Source organism: Clostridium sp. chh4-2 (assembly GCF_002899675.1).
In the GTDB taxonomy this organism is placed as follows: domain Bacteria; phylum Bacillota; class Clostridia; order Lachnospirales; family Lachnospiraceae; genus CHH4-2.
This window is the reverse complement of sequence record NZ_PKUU01000005.1, coordinates 49,716-71,202: the sequence shown is the minus strand read 5'-3', so window position 1 is coordinate 71,202 and position 21,487 is coordinate 49,716. Positions and strand designations below refer to the sequence as shown.

The window sequence follows — 21,487 nt, the reverse complement described above, 5'->3', positions numbered from 1 at the left end:
CGGATTTGTACTCATAGATATGGAGGTGCATCGTAAAATGTTGGGATTGAAACCTATATTTTACGGTGCATTTTATTTGGGAGAAAAAAGATGACAAAGTTTATCGATTGGAAACGCATTATAAAGCCTGACGTTCCTCTATATGCCCATCTGAGGGAAGAAGGGAGCCGGGTAGAACGGGAAGAACTTGGAAAACACCTGGAATTATGCCAGGCGTATTTTTTGAAAATAGATCAGGAAAAGAATCTTTTAAAAACGGCCCTGCGTTTTTTTGAAATCATCTGCCCCGGCGCATCGGACGGAGCCGCCCGGATTTTTGCGGAAATGTTTGCGCAGGTGATAACGTTTCATGATATTGGAAAGGTAAATCCGTTGTTTCAGAGACTGGCCATGAAGAACAAAAAGATCCCCGACCGGGAGATTCCAGGACTGTCCGGCCGGGAGCATTCCATGCTTTCCTCTATCATTTATCTGGATTACTATCTCTTTTTCATTGAAAACAGTTCCTGTGCGCCAAAAGAGCAGAGCGCGCTTAAAGCGGTATTATGGGAAAATGCTTATGTCATATCAAAGCATCACAGCGATTTACAGTCTATGACGGAATATATGAACCGGTTTAGGGGGCCGGTTATGAGAATGCTTCTCACCTCTCTGGCTGCCGATCCGCCGGCCGGTCTGGATCAATTGAAGATGCGGAAACCAGATTTATGGAAACGGGAATGCAAAGAGTACGAAGCCGCTAAAAAGGTGATGACCAGAGCTCAGGACATTAACTGCTATTTTTATATCAGACTGCTTTCCTCCGCATTGATGGCGTGTGATTATTATGCCACCACAGAGTTCATGTCAGGAACCAGGGTGGAAGAATTCGGAACGGTGTCTGATCCGTCTGTATTTCAGAATTCCTATGAAAACTGCGGGCTGGTGAAAGAAATTCGCAAAAATGCTGAAAGTTTGAAACATAAAAATTTAAAATCCCAGGATTTAACCATCAATGATCTGCGCAGCTGGATGTTTTTGGAAGCGGAGAGGCAGTTGAAGGAGTATCCGGATGAAGAAATCTATTTTTTGGAAGAGCCAACCGGAGGCGGAAAGAGCAACACTGCCATGAATTTAAGCTTTCAGCTTCTTAAAGATACAAAGAAGATATTTTATATCTATCCATTCAACACATTGGTTGACCAGAATCTGAAATCACTTCAGGATATATTTGGACAGGACGAGGCCTGGAAGCAGATTGCGGTGATTAATTCGCTGACCCCAATCAGAGGAAAAGGGGATTTGCAGGAGGACAGCACTCATTACTATGAAAAGGCGCTTCTGGACCGACAATTTTTAAATAATCCATTTATCTTATCCACTCATGTCAGCTTTTTCAGGACGCTATTCGGGGAAAGAAGAGAGGATTTGTTCGGCTTTTTGCAATTGTCGGGCAGCTTGGTGGTATTGGATGAGATACAGAGTTATCGGAGTTCAATTTGGGCGGAAATTATCATTTTTTTAAAAGAATGTGCGTCATTGATGGGAATGAAGATTATAATCATGTCGGCAACATTGCCGGGATTGGATGTTTTGGGAGGAGAATCCTGCCGTGTTGTCCGGTTGATTAAAAACAGGCAGCAGTATTTTAATCATCATCTGTTCAGGGACCGCGTGCAGATCTCCTATGAGCTGATGAATGAACGGATGACCATGGAACGCCTGCTTTGTCATGTGGTTAAACAGAGCGGACAAGGGAAAAAGATACTGGTGACATTTATAAAAAAAGAGTCCGCTTACAAGTTTTATCACATGTTGTGCCAATGTGAGCAGATCACGGTTCCGGTTCAGCTGATCACCGGAGATGATTCCGCATATGAAAGAGAGCTGATCTTAAAACCAATCCGGCAGAAAATGGTCCGGGAGCTGATTCTGGTAGCTACGCAGGTGATTGAGGCCGGCGTGGACATTGGCATGGACGTGGGCTATAAAGATATTTCCAAATTGGACAGTGAAGAGCAGTTTTTAGGGCGGATCAACCGTTCTTTTGAAGGCCATGGGCTTGTATTCTTCTTTCATATGGATCAGGCGGAAATGATTTACAGGGATGATTACAGGCTGGACCCGGAACTGACGCTTCTCAATCCCCAAATGCGGGAATTGCTGGTAACAAAAGATTTCCCAGCTTACTATGAGCGGGTGCTGGAACTTCTCAGGAAAATGAGAAACGAGAGCAGTTCCTCTGAAGGAATCGCCCCATTTTTTGAAAACAGTGTAAAATGGCTGGATTTTCCCAAAGTGGAAGAACGGATGCGCCTGATTGATGAAAACAAGTGGACTGTCTCTTTAGTCTTATGCCGGGTAATCGTTCTGAACGACGGAACGGAATTGGACGGTTTTTGCATATGGAATCAGTATAAAGCTTTATTGCAAGACCGCTCGACGGTATATGCGGAAAAACAGGTAAAACTGTCGGAAATCAGGCATTGGCTGAGTTATTTTATCTATGAACTGAAATGGAATCCTGGTTTGAATTACAGCGATATGGTGGGGGAACTGTATTGTATAGAAGATGGTGAGAGGTATTTTGAAAATGGGAAGCTGAACCGTGAGAGGTTGGAAGAGCGAGGCGCAGATTCTCATTGAGTTTGGACATCAGCGAGGTATTTAAGCCAGTTATTGTCTACCGTACAATATTTGAACTGGTGAATAACCGAAGGCTTCAGGTGGAGAAGCATTTTGATAAAAAGGTGAATTATTGTCTTTTAAATGAGGAGGGAAGAAAAATTTTTATAGAGGCATTTGAGCAGCGGTTAGAATCAGTATTTGTCCATCCGAGATTAAAAAGAAAGGTTAGTTACAGAACTGCAATTAAGCTGGATTGTTATAAATTAATAAAGTATATTCTGGAAGATAAAGAATTCGTTCCATTTTCATTAAAGGAGAGCGTATAGTGAAAAAACAGCTGAATTATAATTATGCCTTTGTTTTTTATGATGTTAATGAGAAAAGAGTTCAGAAGGTATTTAAAGTTTGCAAAAAGTACCTCTCGCATTTTCAATACTCTGTATTTCGAGGGGAAATAACTCCGTCAAAGCTGATACAATTAAGAACGGATTTGAATCAGGTAATTAACAAGAATGAGGATTTTATCTGTATTATTAAGTTGATGAATGATAATGTTTTTGGAGAAGAAATCCTTGGAAAACGGGATGAAAGCACAGGAGAAGATTTGATTATTTAAATTATTTACCAAGCGGCAGAGAGGGGGAAAGAGGAAAAAGCCTTATTTTATCTGAGGAAACGGGGGATTTCAGGGGGCCGTGGGAAATTGGGGTGGCGTTTGGGAAAAATTGAAAGATTCTTGAAAATATGCGGGGGTGGGGTATAGTGTAGGAGGGAAGGGACGTAAAAGCGTGGGTTGAACTTTAACATTTGATGTATTTTAATACATTACCCTTACCCCGCAGTCTGTAAGGCGATTGTAGTTGAACTTTAACATTTGATGTATTTTAATCCTATGCTGATCGGTGCCGATGGCGATGCATTTTCGTTGAACTTTAACATTTGATGTATTTTAATGCCGTTTTTTTTGCCTCCGTCTGAGGGATGTCAGAGTTGAACTTTAACATTTGATGTATTTTAATGAGTAAAAGATAATGGAACTTATATCATGGATGCGTTGAACTTTAACATTGGATGTATTTTAATTATTAGTAGTATGATATGATAAATGGAGGAGAGGGTTGAATCGTAACATAAGATGTTTTTAAATAAGCATATCCATCCGGGTTAAAATAGTATTTATGGTTGAATAGTAACATAAGATGTTTTTAAATAAATTATAAACGCGTGAAGTCCTATCCAGGGGTCGTGTTGAATAGTAACATAAGATGTTTTTAAATTAGGGTTTTTCAGCAGCGGGTTCAGGGACTAAACGTTGAATAGTAACATCAGGTGTATAAGTTCTTGATACAAATAGAACTAGAGATAAATAGTAACAAAAATACTATTAAATAATCCATGTTTGCGAACAGATTCAAACAATTTACGTTTAGTCTTTACTTATGTTACCAATAAACCAAGTAATTCACACAGAGAAATTTAAAAACATCTTATGTTAACATTAAAAACAAATTAACACAAAAACCCAAGCAGTCCAATCCCCATATTTTCACAACCAATTAGGATATCATATACCTCCATATATAAAATACCAAAATAAAAGGAGAAACCAATATGTTCAGAGAATTGAGAAGAAAAAAACAGCAGCTGCCAAATGAGTTAACAGAAGAAATTTTACTAAAAGGAACAACCGGAATCTTGGGCGTTTCCGGTGACGACGAATATCCATATACAGTACCCGTTAATTATGTCTATGAAGATGGAAAGATATATTTTCATTGTGCGAAATCGGGGCATAAATTGGATTCCATAAGGAAAAATGACAAAGTATCTTTCTGCGTCATTAATAAAGAGCAGATTGTCCCGGAGGAATTTACCTCATATTTCAGAAGTGCCATAGCATTTGGCCGTGCATCCGAGGTGGAGGATGACCAGGAGAAGCTGAGGATTATGCGTCTGCTAAACGCCAAATATTCTCCGGGACTTGATGAGGCGGGAGAGAAAGAAATACAAAGGGATTGGAAGATATTGTGTGTCATACAGATAGAAGTAGAGCATTTAACGGGAAAAGAAGCCATTGAGTTGGTAAAATTGAGAGGTTAAATGATTATATACTGCCTATATAAAAAAGATTCTTTACCTTTATATAGAAAATGGATGACGCAAATTTTTATCTGGCGGAGGGCCGTGATTGTTTTTACATCAACCGTGAAGGCATTTTCGAAAATGCCTTCACGGTTGATGTAAAAAACAATCATGGCCTTTCCCTATTCATCCGGTCCCTATCCCCGCTGTCCTTTCCTCCATCCCTCACAAATCCAAAATCCCTTCGTCAAATTTATCCACCCAAATAACCGCTTCACGCAAAACATCCGCCCCCTTCTGGGCCTGATCCCAATCCGTCCATTCTTCTTTACAATGGCTCAGTCCGTCTTTCGATGGCACGAAGAGCATAGCAACAGGAATCTTAGTACCTATCGCATTTCCATCATGGCCTGCAACGCTGGGAAGACGGGTGCATGGATAGGACAGATTATGGCAGATCAAATGATCATATAAATTACCGCCTTTCCTGTTTTTGTTATGTTATGATAGTGCTTTACTAGAAGAAAGTGCAAAAAAATGACCGGTTCTTTCGAACCGGCCATGATATGCGATATGAAAATAACGAATGTTTGTAAATCCATTTCCTTATTTCATAATTATCCATCCCTTATTAAATAGTAAGATAATAAAAAGCACAGTAACTTCCTATGAAGCGCCTGTGCTTGTTTTATCTAAAATATCATATATTTCAGGAAAAAGCAATAGAAATATCAGAAAAAACTATTTTACAATTTCTCTTCCTTTACCAATTTTACCACAGTCCCGCCGAGCAGGAACAATGCGATCAGGTTAGGAATGGACATCAATCCATTGAAGGTATCCGCAATTCCCCATAAAAGCCCCAAATCCACCGTAGCGCCCAAAATAGCAACCGCCGCATACACCAGCATAAACGGCCGATTAATTCCGGAACCAAACAGGAATTCTATACAGCGCGTGCCGTAAAGCCCCCAGCCGATGATGGTAGAAAATGCGAAGCAGCACAGCGCGACAGCGGTAAAGATGGACACCCAGCTGCCATAGGTGGATGTAAATCCGCTGATGGTCAGCTCTGCTCCGGCGGCGGCTCCGTAAGAGACAGGAATGCCGCTGCATAAGATCACGAGCGCGGTCAACGTACAGATCAGAATCGTATCCGTAAATACTTCGAAAATACCGAAATATCCCTGCTTGATAGGCTCCTTCGTATCCGCCGCCGCATGGGCGATAGATCCGGTACCTAAACCTGCTTCATTGGAGAAAATACCTCTGGAAACTCCGTTTTTAAGGCTTAAAAACATGGTGCCGACGGCTCCTCCGGTAACTGCCGACGGAGAAAATGCTCCGCAAAAGATAGAAGAAAAGACTGCCGGAACACGCTCAATATTCAAGAAAACAACTCCAATAGCCAGAAGAATGTAAAACAGGGCCATAAACGGAACCAGCCTTTCCGTAACCCGTCCAATCCGCTTGATGCCGCCCAACAAGACGGAAGCCACTAAAACTGCGATAAAACAGCCGATGATTAAATTAATCTTAGCGACGGACTCGTTTGAAACAATACCGTAATTCAATAAAGCCGAATCAATGGCGGTCGTGATGGTATTGACCTGAGTAGCATTTCCCGTCCCGAAAACTGTGAGCACGCCTAAAGCCGAGAACACCACAGCCAGCCACCGCCACTTAGGACCAAGACCATTTTTTATGTAATACATAGGGCCGCCTACCCAGTCCCCGTCCTTATTCTTTTCTCGGAAATGGACGGCCAGCGTAACTTCCGAAAACTTGGTACACATACCAAGAAGCGCGGAAACCCACATCCAGAACACCGCTCCCGGTCCTCCGATTGCAATCGCCCCCGCGACTCCGGCTATATTACCCGTCCCCACCGTAGCCGCCAAAGCGGTACAAACCGCCTGAAACGGAGTGATTGATCCGTCGGAAGCCTCTTTCTTATGAAACAGCCTTCCAACCGTCACCTTAAACGTATACCGGAACCTGCGAAACTGAATAAAATGCGTCCGTATACTCAAAAACAATCCCACGCCGATAATACAAACCATAGCCGGGATTCCCCAGACAAAACTATTCACAACATCATTAATCTCTTTTACTGCCTGAAACATCTGTCTATCCTCTTACTTTCAACCATTTTACAGAACCGCCTTGTATTCATTCCATAATATCATTTTAACTACCTTGAATACGGCAGTCAGATGTTTCCCATAATACCACATTTTTACAAAATTGTATAGAAGCAGAGTTTTTGCATTGCCATGCAGTTCCTTGTTTGGCCTTCTGGCCTTTGAAAATGTCAGGTAGACAATTTATGATGTGCAAGACTATAATGAAGTCAGGAAAATACCGTCCGAATGAGGAGAATGAACAGAATGAAAGAATTATTTACAATCGGAGAGATGGGAGAGTTGTTTCAGATTAATATACGGACCCTTCGTTATTACGATGAAATCGGCCTTTTAAAGCCCGAGATGATCAACGACCAGACCGGCTACCGTTATTATTCCACAAAACAGTTTGAACGCCTGAACGCCATCAAATACCTCAGGACTCTTGATATGCCGTTGGAAAAGATTAAACAGTTTTTTGAAAAGAAGGATGCCAGGATGATGAAGCAGATTTTAGAAGAGCAGCTGGAGAAGACGAGGCAGCAGCTTCAAAATCTGCAGAATATGGAACGAAAGCTGAACATCCGTTTAAGCCAGCTGAATCAGGCGCTGAATGCACCTTTGGGGCAGATCCGTAAGATAACGCTGGCAGAGCGCCCCGTTGCATTTTTAAGAAAAACCATACGCCAGGGAGAGGATTTAGAATATCCCATCCGGGAATTGGAGCGGATGAACCACCTTCAGCCGGTGATGTTTTTGGGAAAGGTGGGGGTTTCCATAGGTATGGAAGACCTGATGTCCAATGAATACGGCCGCTTTTCGGGAATCTTCGTGTTTTTGGAACAAGAAGATAATTACCAGGGGGAACACCGGTCTTTGCCGGGCGGAGATTATCTCTCAGTCCTGTATTCCGGCACTCACCAGGATTCGGCGGATTATTACAACTGTCTGTTTGAATATATGAAAGAACATGGGTACCGCCTCCTGGGGGACTCCGTGGAGATCACCTGGATCGATTCCGGTTTCACCAACGATATCTCCCAATATGTAACAGAACTTCAGATTCCTGTTCAAAAAACTTGACTCTCCAGTAACTAGAGGGTTTATTGTTTCCTCTATAGATGTTAGTTTAAGGAGGACAGTATGAAAGAAGAACATAATCTGACGGAGGGAAATGTGTTTCGTGTATTGCTCACATTTTCCATTCCATTTGTGATTGCAAATATTATCCAGGCCCTTTACGGAGCCGTGGATCTGCTGGTGATCGGCCGTTATTGTTCGCCGGAAAGCGTGGCGGCGGTATCCACAGGAACCCAGGTGACGCAGATTATCACCAGCATGATCACAGGGCTGACGCTGGGCGGAACAATTCTGGTTGGAAAATATACGGGTATGAATGACAAAGAAGAAGTGAGAAAAACCATTGGAACCACATTGACTGTTTTTTTCATCATCGCAGCCGTTTTAACCGTATTGATGATGATGCTTGCCAGCCCGATTCTCAGTTTGCTGAAAACTCCGGCGGAGTCATTTGAATTGGCCCGGTGTTATGTTATGATATGCAGCAGCGGAATTCTCTTTATCTGCGGCTACAATGCTATCAGCGCTATTTTGAGGGGATACGGGGATTCGAAGCGCCCCATGATGTTCGTTGCCTTATCCTGCGTTTTGAATATTATTGGAGATGTGGTATTTGTGAGATTTGCAGGCCTTGGAGTGGCTGGGGTGGCTTTAGCGACCATCGGAGCTCAGGGGATCAGCATGATATGCGCAGTCTGTTATCTGAATAAAAAGCGTTTTATCTTCACATTTTCTCTGGAAAATTTCAGGATTGACCGGGATAAGATGAAAGAGCTGGCTCAGGTGGGGATTCCCATCTCACTTCAGGAGTGCATGGTGAGACTGTCCTTTTTATATCTGACAAGCGTGACCAACCGCCTGGGCATCTATGCGGCCGCGGCGGTTGGAATCGCCAGTAAATACGATGTGTTCGCCATGCTTCCCGCCACGTCCATTGCCAATGCCTTGGCGGCCATTACCGCTCAGAATTATGGCGCAGGAAAGCCGGAGCGGGCCAGGTCCTCCCTGTTTGCCGGTCTGGGATTTGCGGTGGCGGCTTCGGCTGTGTTCTGGCTGTGGGCGCAGGTATCGCCCCAGACGATGATCGGAATCTTTGCAAAGGACCCGGCCATAATTGCGGCCGGTATTCCGTTCTTTAAATCCTGCAGTTATGATTATCTGGCTGTCAGCTTTGTATTCTGTCTCAACGGTTATTTAAACGGGCGGTCCAAAACCATCTTTACAATGATCAGCTGCTGTTTCGGCGCGCTGGCTCTGCGCATGCCGCTGATCAGCCTTGTTTATACTTATTGGCCGGACAATTTAAGAATGATCGGCTCCATTGCTCCCGTTGTTTCCGGTTTTATGGCAGTTTATACCCTTATCTATGTTCTGTCCGGACTGCGGAAAGAACAAAAGGGGGCAGGCGCAGCACAAGGGCAGTGGAATTAAGGTTAAGCGCCTGCAAGCTGGTCTAAGGACTTGAAGGTATAGCCCATCTCTTCCCATTTTGTCAGCAGTTCATCCAGAATCTGACCATTGGTTTTGGATGTGCTGTGAAGAAGAACAATCGCTCCCGGGTGGATTCTGCCCAGGAGCTTTTTAAATGCTTCCTCCTTGGTGGGCTGCTTATCCGCATACCAGTCCACATAGGCCAGACTCCAGAAAAATGTTTTGTATCCCAGGTCTTTTGCCATCTGCAGATTGCTTTCGCTGTACTTGCCCTGGGGAGGCCGGTAGTATTTTTTCATGGGCTGGCCGGTGGTCTGCTGGTAAAGCGCTTCCAAGTCTCCCAGCTCTTTGGCAAATGCCTCTTTGGTGGAGATTTTCGACATATCGGGGTGGTGGTAGGTGTGGTTTCCTACGATATGTCCCTCCGCCAGCATCCGTTTTACAAGATCAGGACTGGTTTCTATGTAATTTCCAACTACGAAAAATGTGGCCGGGGCGTTGTGCTTTTTTAAGGCGTCCAGAATCGCTTCCGTATTCCCGTTCTCATATCCTGCGTCAAAAGTGAGATAGAGAACCTTTTCCTGGGTATTTTCCGCGTAATAGGCGTCGAAATTTTTCAGATAATCAGCGGTAGCGTTGGCAACCGGCGGCTGGCCTTCCTGTTGGAAGCTGAGCCCCCAGTTTCCCTCTGCCGAAGTCTGGATCGCTTTTGTTTGGGAGGTGTCTGTGATTTCCGCCAGCTTATATCCGGCCAGAAAGAAGACGACGAATAAGAAAAAGACTTGAATGATTTTTTTGCATTTTAAATATTTCATGATTTTTCACCGCAATCTATTTAATTCAATATATTGGAGATTGCGGTGATTCATGCATGAATTCTAATGAGTGCTGAAATAGACCTGGCCCGGTTCCATAGGGATGCCCTTGGCCTCATAAAGTTCGCTGACTGTAACAAACTGGAATCCCTGTTCCGCCAGCTTGGGAATGACTTCTTCAAATGCCTCTGCCGTACTTTCATAGAGGTCGTGCATCAGGATGATATTGCCGTCCTTGGCGTGGGCCATCACGGCTTCTACGATTGCATTCTTATCCCTGGATTTCCAGTCTTCGGTGTCCACATTCCACTGAATCACAGGATAAGCAACCCGCTGACAGACCTCTCCGCCGTAAGCACCATAAGGTACGCGGACAAGTTTGGTTCTGGCGCCGATAGCTTGATCCAGATACTCATTGGTCAGTTCCACCTGCATAAATATCTCTTCCGGAGTGAGCTTTTCCAGGTTTTTATGCTCATATGTATGGTTGGCAATTTCACTTCCCGATTCGTAAATCCGTTTTAATGTGGTAGGATAATCGGCGATTCTGCTTCCAACGATGAAAAATGTGACGTGGCCGCCATATGGTTCCAAAGCGTCTAAAAGCCTGTTATCCACCTTTGCATAGGGGCCGTCGTCAAACGTAAATGCGATCATAGGCTTATCCGGGTCCGGATAAACCGGAACCTCCGCTTCTGAAGGAGTGGCTTCCGTCACCGGCTCAGTGGTTTCCGGCTCCGAAGTTTCCGATTCCGAAGCCTCGGAATCCGTAGAAACATTCTCATCTTCCGGCAACTTTTGATCCGGCATTACGTCTGTCTGTGCAGAAGCCCTTCTGGTGAACAATTTGGAAATATTATCTTTCTCATATTTAAAAAATTGTACGATACAAAACAGTACAACGAAAAATGTGATAACCGTAATGGAAATTTTAAAAATTTTGCGTAAACGCTCTGCGCGTGCCTTTGCCCGGTTCATTCTGCTGGGCCTTCTGCGTTTGTAACTGCCTGACATGAAAATTCTCCTTTATCTTAAACATACCTATATAGACTATACAGGAAAAAAGAGAATACGTAAAGGAGAATACTGCTGGAAATGAGAGGGGTTTTCAATATTTTTTTTGCAGAAAGACATATACTGCCTATTTTAAGGAAGATCAGAGTTACTGCAAAAGCAGAACACGGAACGAACATCCGTCATCCGTTATTTTTTAAACGCGCTCTAGGAAAATACTGTTTAAAATGATATAATGAAGTTATCTAAATGGTACTCAAAGCAGCGAGAGAAGGAGGTACGGTTATGGAGAGAGTGATAACGATCAGCCGTGAATATGGCAGCGGCGGCCATGAGCTTGGGGTAAAGCTGGCCGATAAACTTGGGATTCCCTTCTATGATAAAGAATTGATCGGTATGATATCTAAGGAGGGAAATATTGAAGAATCCATATTGAGGGCCAATGACGAGGTGGTGCCCGATCTGGATAATTACTCCATGCGTGAAATTCAGCCCTATTATCAGATTGCGATGACGGAGCATATCTATAAGGTTCAATGTGATGTGATTCAGTCTCTGGCCGACAAGGAGCCGTGTGTGATTGTTGGACGGTGTGCGGATGCCATTTTATCGAACAGCGTGAACATCTTTGTTTATGCGGATATTGAAAGCCGCATAAAGCGGATCAGAGGAGTGGAACCGGATTTGTCGCCGGAAAGCGCTATGCTTCATATCCGCGCCGTTGATAAGAAGAGAAGAGCATATCACCAGTATTACTCCAGCAAGGAGTGGGGCGTTATGACGGATTATCACCTGTGCTTAAACAGCGGTTTAGCCGGAGTGGACGGATGTCTGGACGCTGTGATGGCGTATTTAAGCCATGTTAAATAAGGTATTAATTTGGCAGCAGTATGGCCTTATATCTTATTCAGTTCATAATTTAGGATCTTAAAAAATTCCGGCTCTGCAGATTGCCTGAAAGATTCATATTTGCAGAACCGGAATCTTTTGGTCTTAATAAAAGCTATAAAATATTTACTTTGAGAGAGGACTTACCCACATGAAAGAAAACAAGTATGACGACATAGTATTTTTTGAAAAATACAGCCAGATGGACCGGTCGAAAAAGGGACTGGATGGAGCAGGAGAGTGGAACACTTTAGAACGGATGCTGCCGGATTTTCAGGGAAAACGTGTATTGGACCTGGGCTGCGGATATGGATGGCATTGTATTTACGCGGCAGAGCACGGAGCGGCTCAAGTGGTTGGAATCGATATCTCGGAGCGCATGCTGGAAGTGGCAAAAGAGAAGAGTGAAGGGCTTCCTGTTACGTATATCTGCAGCGCCATTGAAGACTTGGAATTCCAGGAGGGATCATTTGACATTGTGCTCAGTTCGCTGGCATTTCATTACCTTCCTGATTTTGACCTGATTGCCGGAATGGTAAACAGGGTATTAGTGCCGGAAGGCAGATTTATATTTTCAGCAGAACATCCGGTGTTCACCTCCCAAGGGCCCCAGGACTGGTACTATGGGCCGGATGGAGAGATTCTTCATTTCCCGGTGGACCGCTATTTTTATGAAGGAAAGAGAAATGCCTGTTTTTTAGGAGAATCGGTGATAAAATACCACAGAACGCTGACCACTTATCTAAACGGACTTCTGTCCAATGGATTTGAGATCGTTGGATTTGAAGAACCCCAGCCGACAAAAGAGATGATAAATACGGTCCGGGGCATGAAAGATGAACTCCGCCGTCCGATGATGATGATTCTCTCCGCCAGAAAAAAATAAATTTCATTTTGTTGTAAAAACAACAGATAAAAATCCTCTTGCTTATTATAATCAGTTTAGACAGTAAATAAGGATTAGGAGGAACGGAACATGATACGTAAAATTATTCAAATAGATCAGAAAAAATGTAATGGATGCACCGCATGCGCAACCGCCTGCCATGAAGGCGCCATCGCCATGGTGAACGGTAAGGCGCAGCTGATGAGAGACGATTACTGCGACGGTTTGGGAGACTGCCTGCCGGCCTGCCCTACCGGAGCGATTACATTTGTGGAACGGGAAGCGGAAGCTTATGATGAGGCTGCCGTGAAAGAAAACCACAAAAAGCAGAGCGGCACTTCCCAGCTGTACCATTGGCCGGTTCAGATCAAACTGCTTCCGGTGAAGGCGCCTTATTTAGACGATGCCGATCTTTTGATTGCGGCGGACTGCACCGCCTATGCATTCGGCGATTTCCATCACCGGTTCATGAAGAACCGCGTGACCGTGATCGGCTGCCCCAAGCTTGACCAGGTAGATTATTCGGAAAAACTTACAGAACTCATCAAAAATAACCGCCTGAAAAGCATAACCGTAGCCAGAATGGAAGTGCCTTGCTGCGGAGGCATAGAATGGGCTGTAAAACAGGCTATAGAAAAAAGTGGAAAAGATGTGCCGTTTAATGTTTCTGTCATTACGATTGACGGATCATTAAAAAAGGCATAATATAGGATAAATGAAAATACCGTATCTTACAGTGATTGTAGATATGGTATTTTTTGTTATTATTCACGGCCCAGGTGATCTCTGCTATCCGCTCCGGTTTTGGCAGTTTTGCAGGAACTTTCCAGTGACTTTGCAGGGCATTAGCAATTCTTAACGTGCAGAATTTTTCGTTCAAGGGAAATGTCCACCTGTTTGAGCGCAAGCGAGTTTGGACATTTCCCTTGGTTTTTAGAAAAATCCTGCACGTTTAGAAGTGCTTATGCCCGAAACCGGAACTGGAAAGTTCCTGCAAAACTGCCAAAACCGGAACGGATAGCAGAGATCACCTGGGCTGTGAATAGTAAAATTTTTTTATGCTGAAACTTTTTTATCCGTCTGAACCGTCAAACAGATAGAACAGCAGGAAAGGAGAAAACGGATTGAACAATATAGAGTCGGAAGTGGAAAAAATTCTTTTGGAAAACTACCAGAAGTATTACAGACTGGCATACAGCTATCTGAAAAATGAAAACGATGCCTTGGATGCAGTCCAGGAAAGCGCATACCGCGCCATTAAAGACTGTAAAAAAATGCGCCAGCCGGAATATTTGTCTACCTGGATTTACCGGATTGTAATGAATGTTTCCATTGACTTATTACGAAAGAAAAAAAGGGAAAATCTTGTGGATGAGATTGAAGAATCTGCATATGTGCCTCCGGATTCGGAGTTGGAAGTGGCAGATCTTTTAAAGGTATTGGAGGAAAAAGACCGGACCGTCATCATATTAAGGTTTTTTGAAGATATGAAACTGGAAGACATAGCCAAAGTCATGGAAGAAAATATTAACACGGTAAAGTCCAGGCTGTATCGGGCGCTGAAAAAACTGCGGGTGAACTTGGAACCCGGGACATTATAGGAGAAAGGAGCTTTCACAATATGTCAGAAAACAAAGAATTAGCGGAAATGAAGAAAAAATACGAAGAGATTCCCGTGCCGGAACAGGCGCTTGAACGCATGAAACAAGGGATTGAGTCAGCTAAAAAGGAGAGTAAAATCTTGAAAATAACAAAATACATGAAAAACACCGGAGTGACTGCCGCAGCCGCAGTTTTAGCCATCACAGTGCTCACCAATGTCAACCCGACCATAGCAAATGCCATGGAACAGATTCCCGTCATCGGAGCAATCGCTAAAGTGGTCACTTTCCGTACCTATGAAGACCACACCAATAATTTTGAAGCCGAAATTCAGGTCCCTAAAATCGAAACAGAGAACGGCCAGGCCGCTGACGGTCTGAATAAAACCATCGAAGAATATGCTCAGTCCCTGATCAAACAATATGAGGACGATTTAAAATCCAGCGAGGGCCAGGGAAATTACAGCCTGACTTCCAATTACGAAGTGGTAACGGACAGTGAACAATACCTGTCTCTGCGAATCAACACCACATTGGCGATAGGAAGCGGAACCCAATACGTAAAGATATTTACAATCGATAAAAAGACCGGAGAAATCCTCACTCTGGACAGTCTTTTCAAGGATGTCCCCGACTACAAGGAGAAGATCAGCCAAAATATCAAAAAACAGATGGAAGATCAGATGACCGCAGACGAAAACATCTTCTATTTCTACCACTCCGAAAACCCGGAAGACGATTTTAAGGGAATCACCGGAGAGGAAAGCTTTTACTTTAATCAAACAGGCGACCTCGTCATCACCTTCGACGAATACGAAGTAGCCCCAGGCTACATGGGAGCAGTAGAATTTACAATCCCGAAAGACTTACTAAAATTGTGATTTAACGGGGAGCGAAGGGGTACGCATGGAATCAGGAGGCGGAACCGGAAGGAAATGGTCTGAGAAGGCCGCCGGGCCGCCGAAGGAAGATACAGCCGATTGGGATTCGGGATTCGCCCCTAAGAACTACTAAGGCCCGCAAGGACAGAACGAGGCAGGCCAGCGCCATTCGCAGTGAACTCTTTATGACTTCGCTGCTCAGCGGCGCTTTAGAACCTGACACCGAAATCAGGTTCTACCTGCCTCGTTCTGCCCTTGCGGGCCTAAGTAGTTCTAAGGGGTTCCATACGATCCCAATCGGCTGTATCTTCCTTCGGCGGCCCGGCGGCCTTCTCAGACCATTTCCTTCCGGCTCCGCCTCCTGATTCCATGCTGGTTTTCGCTGGCCGGGTTAAAAACAATATTTGCGCTTCGGTATTTATGCAGAGCCACATTTATGTAGATCGTGAAGGGATTTTTAAAAATGCTTCAGGTTTTACTTTAAACGTCAAGGCATTTCACAAAAAGACCTCACCCTTTACATTAAATGGTGAAGGGATTTCTAAAAAAGACTTCACCCTTGATGTAAAATTTACTCACAATCCACCAAATCTTTTTTATCCTAAGCTAGCCAAGCAACAGCCGGAAAGAAGGGGAAACCTGGGCGGGCGGCGGACATAGAGAAAGGCAGGGGATCGTGTGCAGACCCTTAGTGATACTTGGTCGGCAAGAACGAAAAAAGGCAGACAAATACTGAATTCCGGATCAGTATTTGAGGCGCCCTTGAGCGATGAAGTCATCAAGAGTTCATCGCGAATGGCGCCGCGCTGCCTTTTTCCGCTCTTGGCGGCCTAGTATTACTTAGGGTCGAAACCCGAATCCCCTGCTTTTCTCTATGTTCGCCGCCCGCCCAGGTTTCCCCTTCTTTCCGGCGTTTCTTAGTTAACTAAATAAAGATTTCCCCAATATTTATTCGATGACAGTCCCTGCTTTTCCGGCCAGGCTGTCTTTGGCTTTTTCCAAGGAAGTGATCACTGCGCTGCGGCCCTTTCCGGCACGGATGAAATCGATGGAGGCCTGTACTTTTGGAAGCATGGAGGCGAATTCAAAGTGGCCTTCTTCTATAAACTTTTCGGCTTCAGTTACAGTCATGCGGCTGATTGGCTCTTCGTTCTCTTTGCCGTAGTTCAGAGTTACATTGTCCACGCTGGTTACGATCATCAGGACATCTGCATCCACTTCTTTAGCGAGCAGGCCGCTTGATAAATCTTTTTCGATAACTGCACTGGCGCCCTTTAAGTTAGCGCCCTGTTCCATAACGGGAATGCCGCCGCCTCCGCAGCAGATGACGATCTGGTCTGCGTCTAAGAGTGCTTTGATTGCGTCGATCTCAACGATGGAGATTGGATGGGGAGCGGCTACGATTCTGCGGTATCCGCCTTCTACTTCTACCACGGAGTTGCCTTTTGCATCTTCTTCATCAGCTTCTTCTTTTGACATAACACGTCCAACTACTTTAACAGGGGTGTAGAACGCCTCGTCATAGGGATCTACCATGACCTGTGTTAAAACGGTTGAAACAGGTTTGTAGATTCCGCGTTTAATTAAGGCAGAACGAATGCCGTTCTGCAGGTCATAGCCGATGTAGCCCTGGCTCATGGCAGAACATACGGACATGGGAGCGTTGGTATAACCCTCATGCTGTTTGCCGAATTCATTCATGGCAGTATGAATCATCCCCACTTGCGGTGCATTACTATGAACAATGGCTACCTGCCAGCCTTCCTGAATAAAATCGGAGATGACTTTAGCTGTTTTCACAACCGCCTCTTTCTGCTCCGGAAGATTGGTACCCAAGGCATTGTGTCCCAATGCCATAACAATTCTTTTTTTAGCCATAACGATTACCTCTTTTCTGTACGAGTTATTCACTCCCGTTTTACGGTTTTAGGGAGAAAAATATAAGTTTATTATAGTATTTGCCAGGCAAAAATGCAACAATTACTTAAAAAGGGATAGTTTAAGAAATTTTTTATATAAAAACGAAAATTCCATGTTATAATAGGGAAAATGAGGGAAAACTTTATTAGAATGATTGAAACATAAGGAGGATTCGCTGTGAAATTACTTTCTGTAGCAATACCGTGCTATAATTCAGAAGCTTATATGAGACATTGTATCGATACGCTGCTGACCGGAGGCGAAGAAGTTGAAATCATAATTGTGGATGACGGATCAACCAAGGACCATACGGCTGAGATCGCAGACGAATATGCTCAGAATTATCCCACGATCTGCCGCGCAATCCATCAGGAAAATGGAGGTCATGGAGAAGCCGTGAATACCGGGCTTCGCAATGCCACCGGAATCTATTACAAAGTAGTTGACAGCGATGACTGGGTCAATGAAGAGGCGTTTAAACAGGTATTGGCAACTTTGCGCAGATTTGTGTATGGAAATGAGACGTTGGATATGCTGATCTGCAACTTCGTATATGAAAAAGAAGGGGCAAAGCGGAAACGCGTGATGAATTATAAGACAGCCCTTCCTAAAAATGAGCTGATCACCTGGGATGATGTGAAGATATTTATGACCGGACAGTATATTTTGATGCATTCCGTAATTTACAGGACAGAGCTGCTGTTCAAATGCGGATTGGAACTGCCCAAGCATACATTTTATGTGGACAACATTTTCGTATACCAGCCGCTGCCGTTTGTCAAAACCATGTATTATCTGGATGTGAATTTCTACCGGTATTATATCGGAAGAGAAGACCAGTCGGTCAATGAAACGGTGATGATCGGAAGAATTGACCAGCAGATCCGTGTGACAAAGCTGATGCTGGATTATTATGATGTAACCAAGATACAAAACAGGAAGCTCAGAGGATATATGGTTAAGTATCTGGAGATTATGATGGTGGTCTCCTCCATTCTTGCCATTAAGTCAGGAACAGAAGAAAATCTTCAGAAAAAGAAGGAATTGTGGATGTACCTGAAACAAAAGAATATGCCGTTGTATCTGAGACTCCGCTGGGGATTTTTAGGACAGGGCATGAATCTGCCGGGTAAAAGCGGAAGGCAGGTTTCCATCGCAGGATATAAGATTACACAGAAATTTTTTGGATTCAATTAAGATAGAAAAAGGACTGATCCATATCACGGTTCTTTCTTGGCTTTGGGTGCGGGGCTGTGCCGGAGGGTTAATATCCCGTGTCCGCCGGGCTTCCTACTCGCCGTAAAAATGAACGTGACTGTCGGACACAAAATGCATGTGTTCGACAGTCACGTTCATTTTTACGGCTCGTATTCAGATGGCGGTACACTGGGATATTAACCCTCCGGCACAGCCCCGCACCCAAAGCCAAGAAAGAACCTATATCACGGACCAGCCCTTTTAAATTGTTGTCAAATCAATCAGCCGAGCACCTTTTGAGTAACTTTCTTTCTGTTTTCCGCATAAGCGCTGCCATAAACCAGAGGATACATGATGTACGCCATGATCATGGAGCCGGCCACATCCACAACGGAATGCTGTTTTAAAAATACGGTGGACAGGCAGATCAGGAACATGAGTAAAAAAGATCCGATCCGGACAGCCCGGTGTTTTTTCAATGATTCACTGCGCATGACTGCTATATGAACGCCAATGGAATTATAGGCGTGAATGCTTGGAAATACATTGGTCGAGGTATCTGCCGAGTGGAGCACGGATACCAGCCAGGAACAAACATTCTTACCAGGATCGACTACAGGCCTTAAATCGGTGCCGTTCTCAAATAAAGTGCAGATCATCAGGCTGATGGTCATTCCGGTAAACAAAAAGATACACAACCGGTAATAATCCCGCTTATCGGTGAAGAAGAAGTAAAGGATCGTTCCGGCTACATATAAAAACCACAGCAAATATGGAATAATAAAATATTCATTAAAAGGAATCAAATCATCCAGCGCCACATGCATCACATAATAATTACGGGTGACTGTGCGTTCCAAATATAAAAACCATGGAAGATAAAGAAAGGCATAACTGAGTATCCAAACATGCTTATACTTTTTTATCAGGTTTTTCATTAGCTCACAACCTTTCACTTTTTTCGGATTATAACACACCCGAAAAAATATAACAATAGTGTTAATAAAACGTTAAGAAAGTGTTCCACGATAATTTATTATATGCTATTTTTCGAAAGAAAAAACCTGTCAAAACACAGAAATTTTACATAAAATTATCCAATCTTTTGAGCATAATTTAGCTATGAGTATAAGTTAGTTTTGAGCATACTCGGAATATTTAGGAAGTATGACTGTGAACGTAGTTCCTACGCCGATCTCGCTGTCCACGGATATTGTTCCCTTATACAGTTCCACGATTTTTTTCACAATGGTGAGGCCGATTCCGTTGCCTTCTGTGGTATGGGATGCGTCTCCCTGGTAGAAACGGTCGAAGATATGCTGTTTTGTATTGGCGTCCATGCCATAACCATTGTCCCACACCTGGAAAATGACGCAGGTGTCTTTTTCGTGAAGTTTGATTTTAATCTTCCCCTTTGAAAGGGAGAATTTAATCGCATTATCGATCAGATTGATCCACAGCTGGTCCAATAACCCCTTGTTTCCATAGAAAGTCACTTCATCCAAGTCGATGATCAGCTCCAGTTCCTTTTTCTGCCATTTGGATTCCAGAAGCAGGATCGCCTGGCGGATCTCTTCAGACAAGTCGAAATCGCTGTTTTCCGTGACAATGTTGATCTTTTCGATACTGGAAAGATTGAGCACATTGGTTGCAAGCTGGGACAGGCGGTTGGCCTCGCTGATGATGATATCCAGATATTCGGTGCGTTCCTCTTCGGTAAGCGTGTCATTTTTCAGAATTTTGGCAAACCCGCAGAGAGAGACGATGGGGGTTTTGAACTCATGGGAAAAATTGTTGATGAAATCAGAGCGGAGCAGCTCGGTATTTTCCAGTTCTCCGGCCATCCGGTTGAAGCTTTCCGACAGTTTGACTAATTCCTGGGTGGTATCTAAGGAGATTCTGACGTGGAAATCCCCTTCTGCCAGCTGATTGATGGCGGCGATCAGGTCGCGGACCGGCTTTAAAGGAATGCGGCTGGCTAAAAAGGAAAGAAGGATGCCGAAAATTGCGCTGAGAACGAATAAAAGCGGAATCGGCCGCCAGAATTGGGGCATGCGGATATCGGCCTGAAAGGCTATCTTCCAATACAGATACATTAAAAAGCCCTGGAGCGTCATAACGGACAGCACGATCAGGAAGATAAAGATGGTGATGGCCAGGGTAATGTTCCTGTAGGGCTTGTGTTTAAATGGTATTTTCATATATTTTTCACCGCCTTATAACCCAGTCCCCGGATGGTTTCAATGGTAAATTCCGGGAAGCTTTCAAAACGCTTGCGCAGCCGGTTGATATGTACGTTAATGGTATTGTCTTCGGTTTCCGATTCCACGCCCCAGATCTCATCCATCAGCTGAATCCTGGTGAAGATCTTGTTGGGATAGGAGAGCAGCTTGTAGAGCAGATAAAATTCCTTGCGTGGCAGAGTTTGTACTTCCGAACCCCGGGAAACGGTTAATGCATCATAGTCTAAGATCACCTCTCCGATGATGATCTTATGTTCGCTGACAATCTGAGCCCGCCGCAAAAGCGCTTTGATTCTAAGGATCATCTCTTCTTCATCCACTGGTTTTGTCATATAATCGTCGGTTCCGACGATGAATCCCTTTCTCTTATCTTCTGGCAGCTGCTTGGCTGTGACCATCAGGATGGGCAGGCTGTAATCATGATTCCTTAACTGCCGGGTCAGCTCATATCCATCCATGTGAGGCATCATGATGTCCATCACCACCAGATCGATATGCTGGGTATCTAAGACTTCCAGAGCCTCCAGGCCGTCGCAGGCCAAAACAGGACAGTAGCCGTGTTCTTTCAGGATGGCTCCCATCAGTTTTCTGGTATTTTTATCATCTTCCACAACTAATATTTGAAACATAAATCGTACCTCCGGTCCATTGGTTCTTCGAATCATATGCAATATATAACGGTTTATCAGAGCTGTTCATTTATTCAATATTATAAC

At 44.0% G+C, this 21,487-nt stretch carries 20 protein-coding genes, 1 pseudogene and 1 CRISPR repeat array; of the genes and pseudogenes, 13 read left to right on the top strand and 8 right to left on the bottom strand.

The genetic code is table 11. The annotated features are described in order from the left end of the window. Nucleotides 1–90: 90 nt before the first annotated feature. From C0033_RS06705 to C0033_RS06690, 4 genes and pseudogenes are all read left to right on the top strand, one after another. Complete coding sequence (locus C0033_RS06705; RefSeq protein ID WP_103227110.1) at nucleotides 91–2,625, top strand: CRISPR-associated helicase/endonuclease Cas3; 2,535 nt, start codon at nucleotides 91–93, stop codon at nucleotides 2,623–2,625. Then, a pseudogene (gene cas1 / locus C0033_RS06700) lies at nucleotides 2,613–2,933 on the top strand (CRISPR-associated endonuclease Cas1); the annotation flags it as partial. The gene C0033_RS06705 and the pseudogene cas1, both read left to right, overlap by 13 nt. Further along, nucleotides 2,933–3,223, top strand: a complete 291-nt coding sequence (gene cas2, locus C0033_RS06695) for a CRISPR-associated endonuclease Cas2 (protein ID WP_103227109.1) — start codon at nucleotides 2,933–2,935, stop codon at nucleotides 3,221–3,223. The pseudogene cas1 and the gene cas2, both read left to right, overlap by 1 nt. 176 nt (nucleotides 3,224–3,399) lie before the next feature. Continuing rightward, nucleotides 3,400–3,884: a CRISPR direct-repeat array (repeat unit 30 nt; unit sequence GTTGAACTTTAACATTTGATGTATTTTAAT). A gap of 334 nt (nucleotides 3,885–4,218) precedes the next feature. Continuing rightward, a complete protein-coding gene (locus C0033_RS06690; protein ID WP_103227108.1) occupies nucleotides 4,219–4,707 on the top strand; it encodes a pyridoxamine 5'-phosphate oxidase family protein in 489 nt (162 codons plus the stop codon). Nucleotides 4,708–4,914: 207 nt separating this feature from the next. Here the strand turns inward: C0033_RS06690 and C0033_RS06685 are convergent, their stop codons facing one another. Together C0033_RS06685 and C0033_RS06680 are read right to left on the bottom strand one after the other, a co-directional pair. After that, on the bottom strand, nucleotides 4,915–5,151 hold the full coding sequence (locus tag C0033_RS06685) for a M20/M25/M40 family metallo-hydrolase (RefSeq protein ID WP_103227107.1): 237 nt from the start codon (nucleotides 5,149–5,151) through the stop codon (nucleotides 4,915–4,917). Between the two features lie 284 nt (nucleotides 5,152–5,435). Continuing rightward, nucleotides 5,436–6,815, bottom strand: a complete 1,380-nt coding sequence (locus tag C0033_RS06680; protein ID WP_103227106.1) for a sodium:alanine symporter family protein — start codon at nucleotides 6,813–6,815, stop codon at nucleotides 5,436–5,438. Nucleotides 6,816–7,079: 264 nt separating this feature from the next. Here C0033_RS06680 and C0033_RS06675 point away from each other — a divergent pair, with 264 nt between their 5' ends. Next, complete coding sequence (locus C0033_RS06675) at nucleotides 7,080–7,898, top strand: MerR family transcriptional regulator (protein WP_103227105.1); 819 nt, start codon at nucleotides 7,080–7,082, stop codon at nucleotides 7,896–7,898. 60 nt (nucleotides 7,899–7,958) lie between these two features. Continuing rightward, on the top strand, nucleotides 7,959–9,326 hold the full coding sequence (locus C0033_RS06670) for an MATE family efflux transporter (RefSeq protein ID WP_103227104.1): 1,368 nt from the start codon (nucleotides 7,959–7,961) through the stop codon (nucleotides 9,324–9,326). Between the two features lie 2 nt (nucleotides 9,327–9,328). Here C0033_RS06670 and pdaA read toward each other — a convergent pair whose 3' ends face one another. Beyond that, nucleotides 9,329–10,141 (bottom strand): delta-lactam-biosynthetic de-N-acetylase, encoded by an 813-nt coding sequence (gene pdaA / locus C0033_RS06665; protein ID WP_103227103.1) that lies wholly within the window; start codon nucleotides 10,139–10,141, stop codon nucleotides 9,329–9,331. A 63-nt stretch (nucleotides 10,142–10,204) separates the two neighbouring features. Continuing rightward, entirely contained in the window at nucleotides 10,205–11,155 is a 951-nt protein-coding gene (locus C0033_RS06660) for a polysaccharide deacetylase family protein (RefSeq protein ID WP_103227102.1), read from the bottom strand. A gap of 285 nt (nucleotides 11,156–11,440) precedes the next feature. Here C0033_RS06660 and C0033_RS06655 point away from each other — a divergent pair, with 285 nt between their 5' ends. From C0033_RS06655 to C0033_RS26895, 6 genes are all read left to right on the top strand, one after another. Then, nucleotides 11,441–12,025 carry a cytidylate kinase-like family protein gene (locus C0033_RS06655; RefSeq protein ID WP_103227101.1) on the top strand — a complete coding sequence of 195 codons (585 nt, stop codon included), beginning with the start codon at nucleotides 11,441–11,443 and terminating at the stop codon, nucleotides 12,023–12,025. Nucleotides 12,026–12,194: 169 nt separating this feature from the next. Continuing rightward, entirely contained in the window at nucleotides 12,195–12,929 is a 735-nt protein-coding gene (locus C0033_RS06650; protein ID WP_103227100.1) for a class I SAM-dependent methyltransferase, read from the top strand. A gap of 90 nt (nucleotides 12,930–13,019) precedes the next feature. Next, nucleotides 13,020–13,634: a 4Fe-4S dicluster domain-containing protein gene (locus tag C0033_RS06645; RefSeq protein WP_103227099.1), complete on the top strand. Its 615-nt coding sequence runs from the start codon at nucleotides 13,020–13,022 to the stop codon at nucleotides 13,632–13,634. 419 nt (nucleotides 13,635–14,053) lie between these two features. Next, on the top strand, nucleotides 14,054–14,530 hold the full coding sequence (locus C0033_RS06640; RefSeq protein ID WP_103227098.1) for a sigma-70 family RNA polymerase sigma factor: 477 nt from the start codon (nucleotides 14,054–14,056) through the stop codon (nucleotides 14,528–14,530). A gap of 20 nt (nucleotides 14,531–14,550) precedes the next feature. After that, a complete protein-coding gene (locus C0033_RS06635) occupies nucleotides 14,551–15,411 on the top strand; it encodes a DUF3298 and DUF4163 domain-containing protein (RefSeq protein WP_103227097.1) in 861 nt (286 codons plus the stop codon). A gap of 369 nt (nucleotides 15,412–15,780) precedes the next feature. After that, nucleotides 15,781–16,071, top strand: a complete 291-nt coding sequence (locus C0033_RS26895; protein ID WP_180994597.1) for a hypothetical protein — start codon at nucleotides 15,781–15,783, stop codon at nucleotides 16,069–16,071. 288 nt (nucleotides 16,072–16,359) lie between these two features. Here C0033_RS26895 and arcC read toward each other — a convergent pair whose 3' ends face one another. Further along, nucleotides 16,360–17,289, bottom strand: a complete 930-nt coding sequence (gene arcC, locus C0033_RS06630; RefSeq protein WP_103227096.1) for a carbamate kinase — start codon at nucleotides 17,287–17,289, stop codon at nucleotides 16,360–16,362. 219 nt (nucleotides 17,290–17,508) lie between these two features. Between arcC and C0033_RS06625 the strand changes: the two genes are divergently transcribed. Beyond that, nucleotides 17,509–18,528 carry a glycosyltransferase gene (locus tag C0033_RS06625; protein WP_103227095.1) on the top strand — a complete coding sequence of 340 codons (1,020 nt, stop codon included), beginning with the start codon at nucleotides 17,509–17,511 and terminating at the stop codon, nucleotides 18,526–18,528. Nucleotides 18,529–18,809: 281 nt separating this feature from the next. Here the strand turns inward: C0033_RS06625 and C0033_RS06620 are convergent, their stop codons facing one another. The 3 genes from C0033_RS06620 to C0033_RS06610 all read right to left on the bottom strand — a co-directional run bounded on the left by C0033_RS06620 (nucleotide 18,810) and on the right by C0033_RS06610 (nucleotide 21,400). Then, the gene (locus C0033_RS06620; RefSeq protein WP_103227094.1) at nucleotides 18,810–19,466 is read right to left on the bottom strand and encodes a phosphatase PAP2 family protein; all 657 of its coding nucleotides are present in this window, start codon (nucleotides 19,464–19,466) and stop codon (nucleotides 18,810–18,812) included. A 195-nt stretch (nucleotides 19,467–19,661) separates the two neighbouring features. Further along, nucleotides 19,662–20,729: a HAMP domain-containing sensor histidine kinase gene (locus tag C0033_RS06615; protein ID WP_103227093.1), complete on the bottom strand. Its 1,068-nt coding sequence runs from the start codon at nucleotides 20,727–20,729 to the stop codon at nucleotides 19,662–19,664. After that, a complete protein-coding gene (locus C0033_RS06610; RefSeq protein ID WP_103227092.1) occupies nucleotides 20,726–21,400 on the bottom strand; it encodes a response regulator transcription factor in 675 nt (224 codons plus the stop codon). Before C0033_RS06610 ends, C0033_RS06615 begins: the two co-directional genes overlap by 4 nt. Nucleotides 21,401–21,487: the final 87 nt, after the last annotated feature.

Coding starts and splice junctions, on each gene's coding strand:
- C0033_RS06705 (WP_103227110.1), top strand. CDS start 91: ATGACAAAGTTTATCGATTGGAAACGCATTATAAAGCCTGACGTTCCT.
- C0033_RS06690 (WP_103227108.1), top strand. CDS start 4,219: ATGTTCAGAGAATTGAGAAGAAAAAAACAGCAGCTGCCAAATGAGTTA.
- C0033_RS06680 (WP_103227106.1), bottom strand. CDS start 6,815: ATGTTTCAGGCAGTAAAAGAGATTAATGATGTTGTGAATAGTTTTGTC.
- C0033_RS06675 (WP_103227105.1), top strand. CDS start 7,080: ATGAAAGAATTATTTACAATCGGAGAGATGGGAGAGTTGTTTCAGATT.
- C0033_RS06670 (WP_103227104.1), top strand. CDS start 7,959: ATGAAAGAAGAACATAATCTGACGGAGGGAAATGTGTTTCGTGTATTG.
- pdaA (WP_103227103.1), bottom strand. CDS start 10,141: ATGAAATATTTAAAATGCAAAAAAATCATTCAAGTCTTTTTCTTATTC.
- C0033_RS06660 (WP_103227102.1), bottom strand. CDS start 11,155: ATGTCAGGCAGTTACAAACGCAGAAGGCCCAGCAGAATGAACCGGGCA.
- C0033_RS06655 (WP_103227101.1), top strand. CDS start 11,441: ATGGAGAGAGTGATAACGATCAGCCGTGAATATGGCAGCGGCGGCCAT.
- C0033_RS06650 (WP_103227100.1), top strand. CDS start 12,195: ATGAAAGAAAACAAGTATGACGACATAGTATTTTTTGAAAAATACAGC.
- C0033_RS06645 (WP_103227099.1), top strand. CDS start 13,020: ATGATACGTAAAATTATTCAAATAGATCAGAAAAAATGTAATGGATGC.
- C0033_RS06635 (WP_103227097.1), top strand. CDS start 14,551: ATGTCAGAAAACAAAGAATTAGCGGAAATGAAGAAAAAATACGAAGAG.
- C0033_RS26895 (WP_180994597.1), top strand. CDS start 15,781: ATGCTGGTTTTCGCTGGCCGGGTTAAAAACAATATTTGCGCTTCGGTA.
- arcC (WP_103227096.1), bottom strand. CDS start 17,289: ATGGCTAAAAAAAGAATTGTTATGGCATTGGGACACAATGCCTTGGGT.
- C0033_RS06620 (WP_103227094.1), bottom strand. CDS start 19,466: ATGAAAAACCTGATAAAAAAGTATAAGCATGTTTGGATACTCAGTTAT.
- C0033_RS06615 (WP_103227093.1), bottom strand. CDS start 20,729: ATGAAAATACCATTTAAACACAAGCCCTACAGGAACATTACCCTGGCC.
- C0033_RS06610 (WP_103227092.1), bottom strand. CDS start 21,400: ATGTTTCAAATATTAGTTGTGGAAGATGATAAAAATACCAGAAAACTG.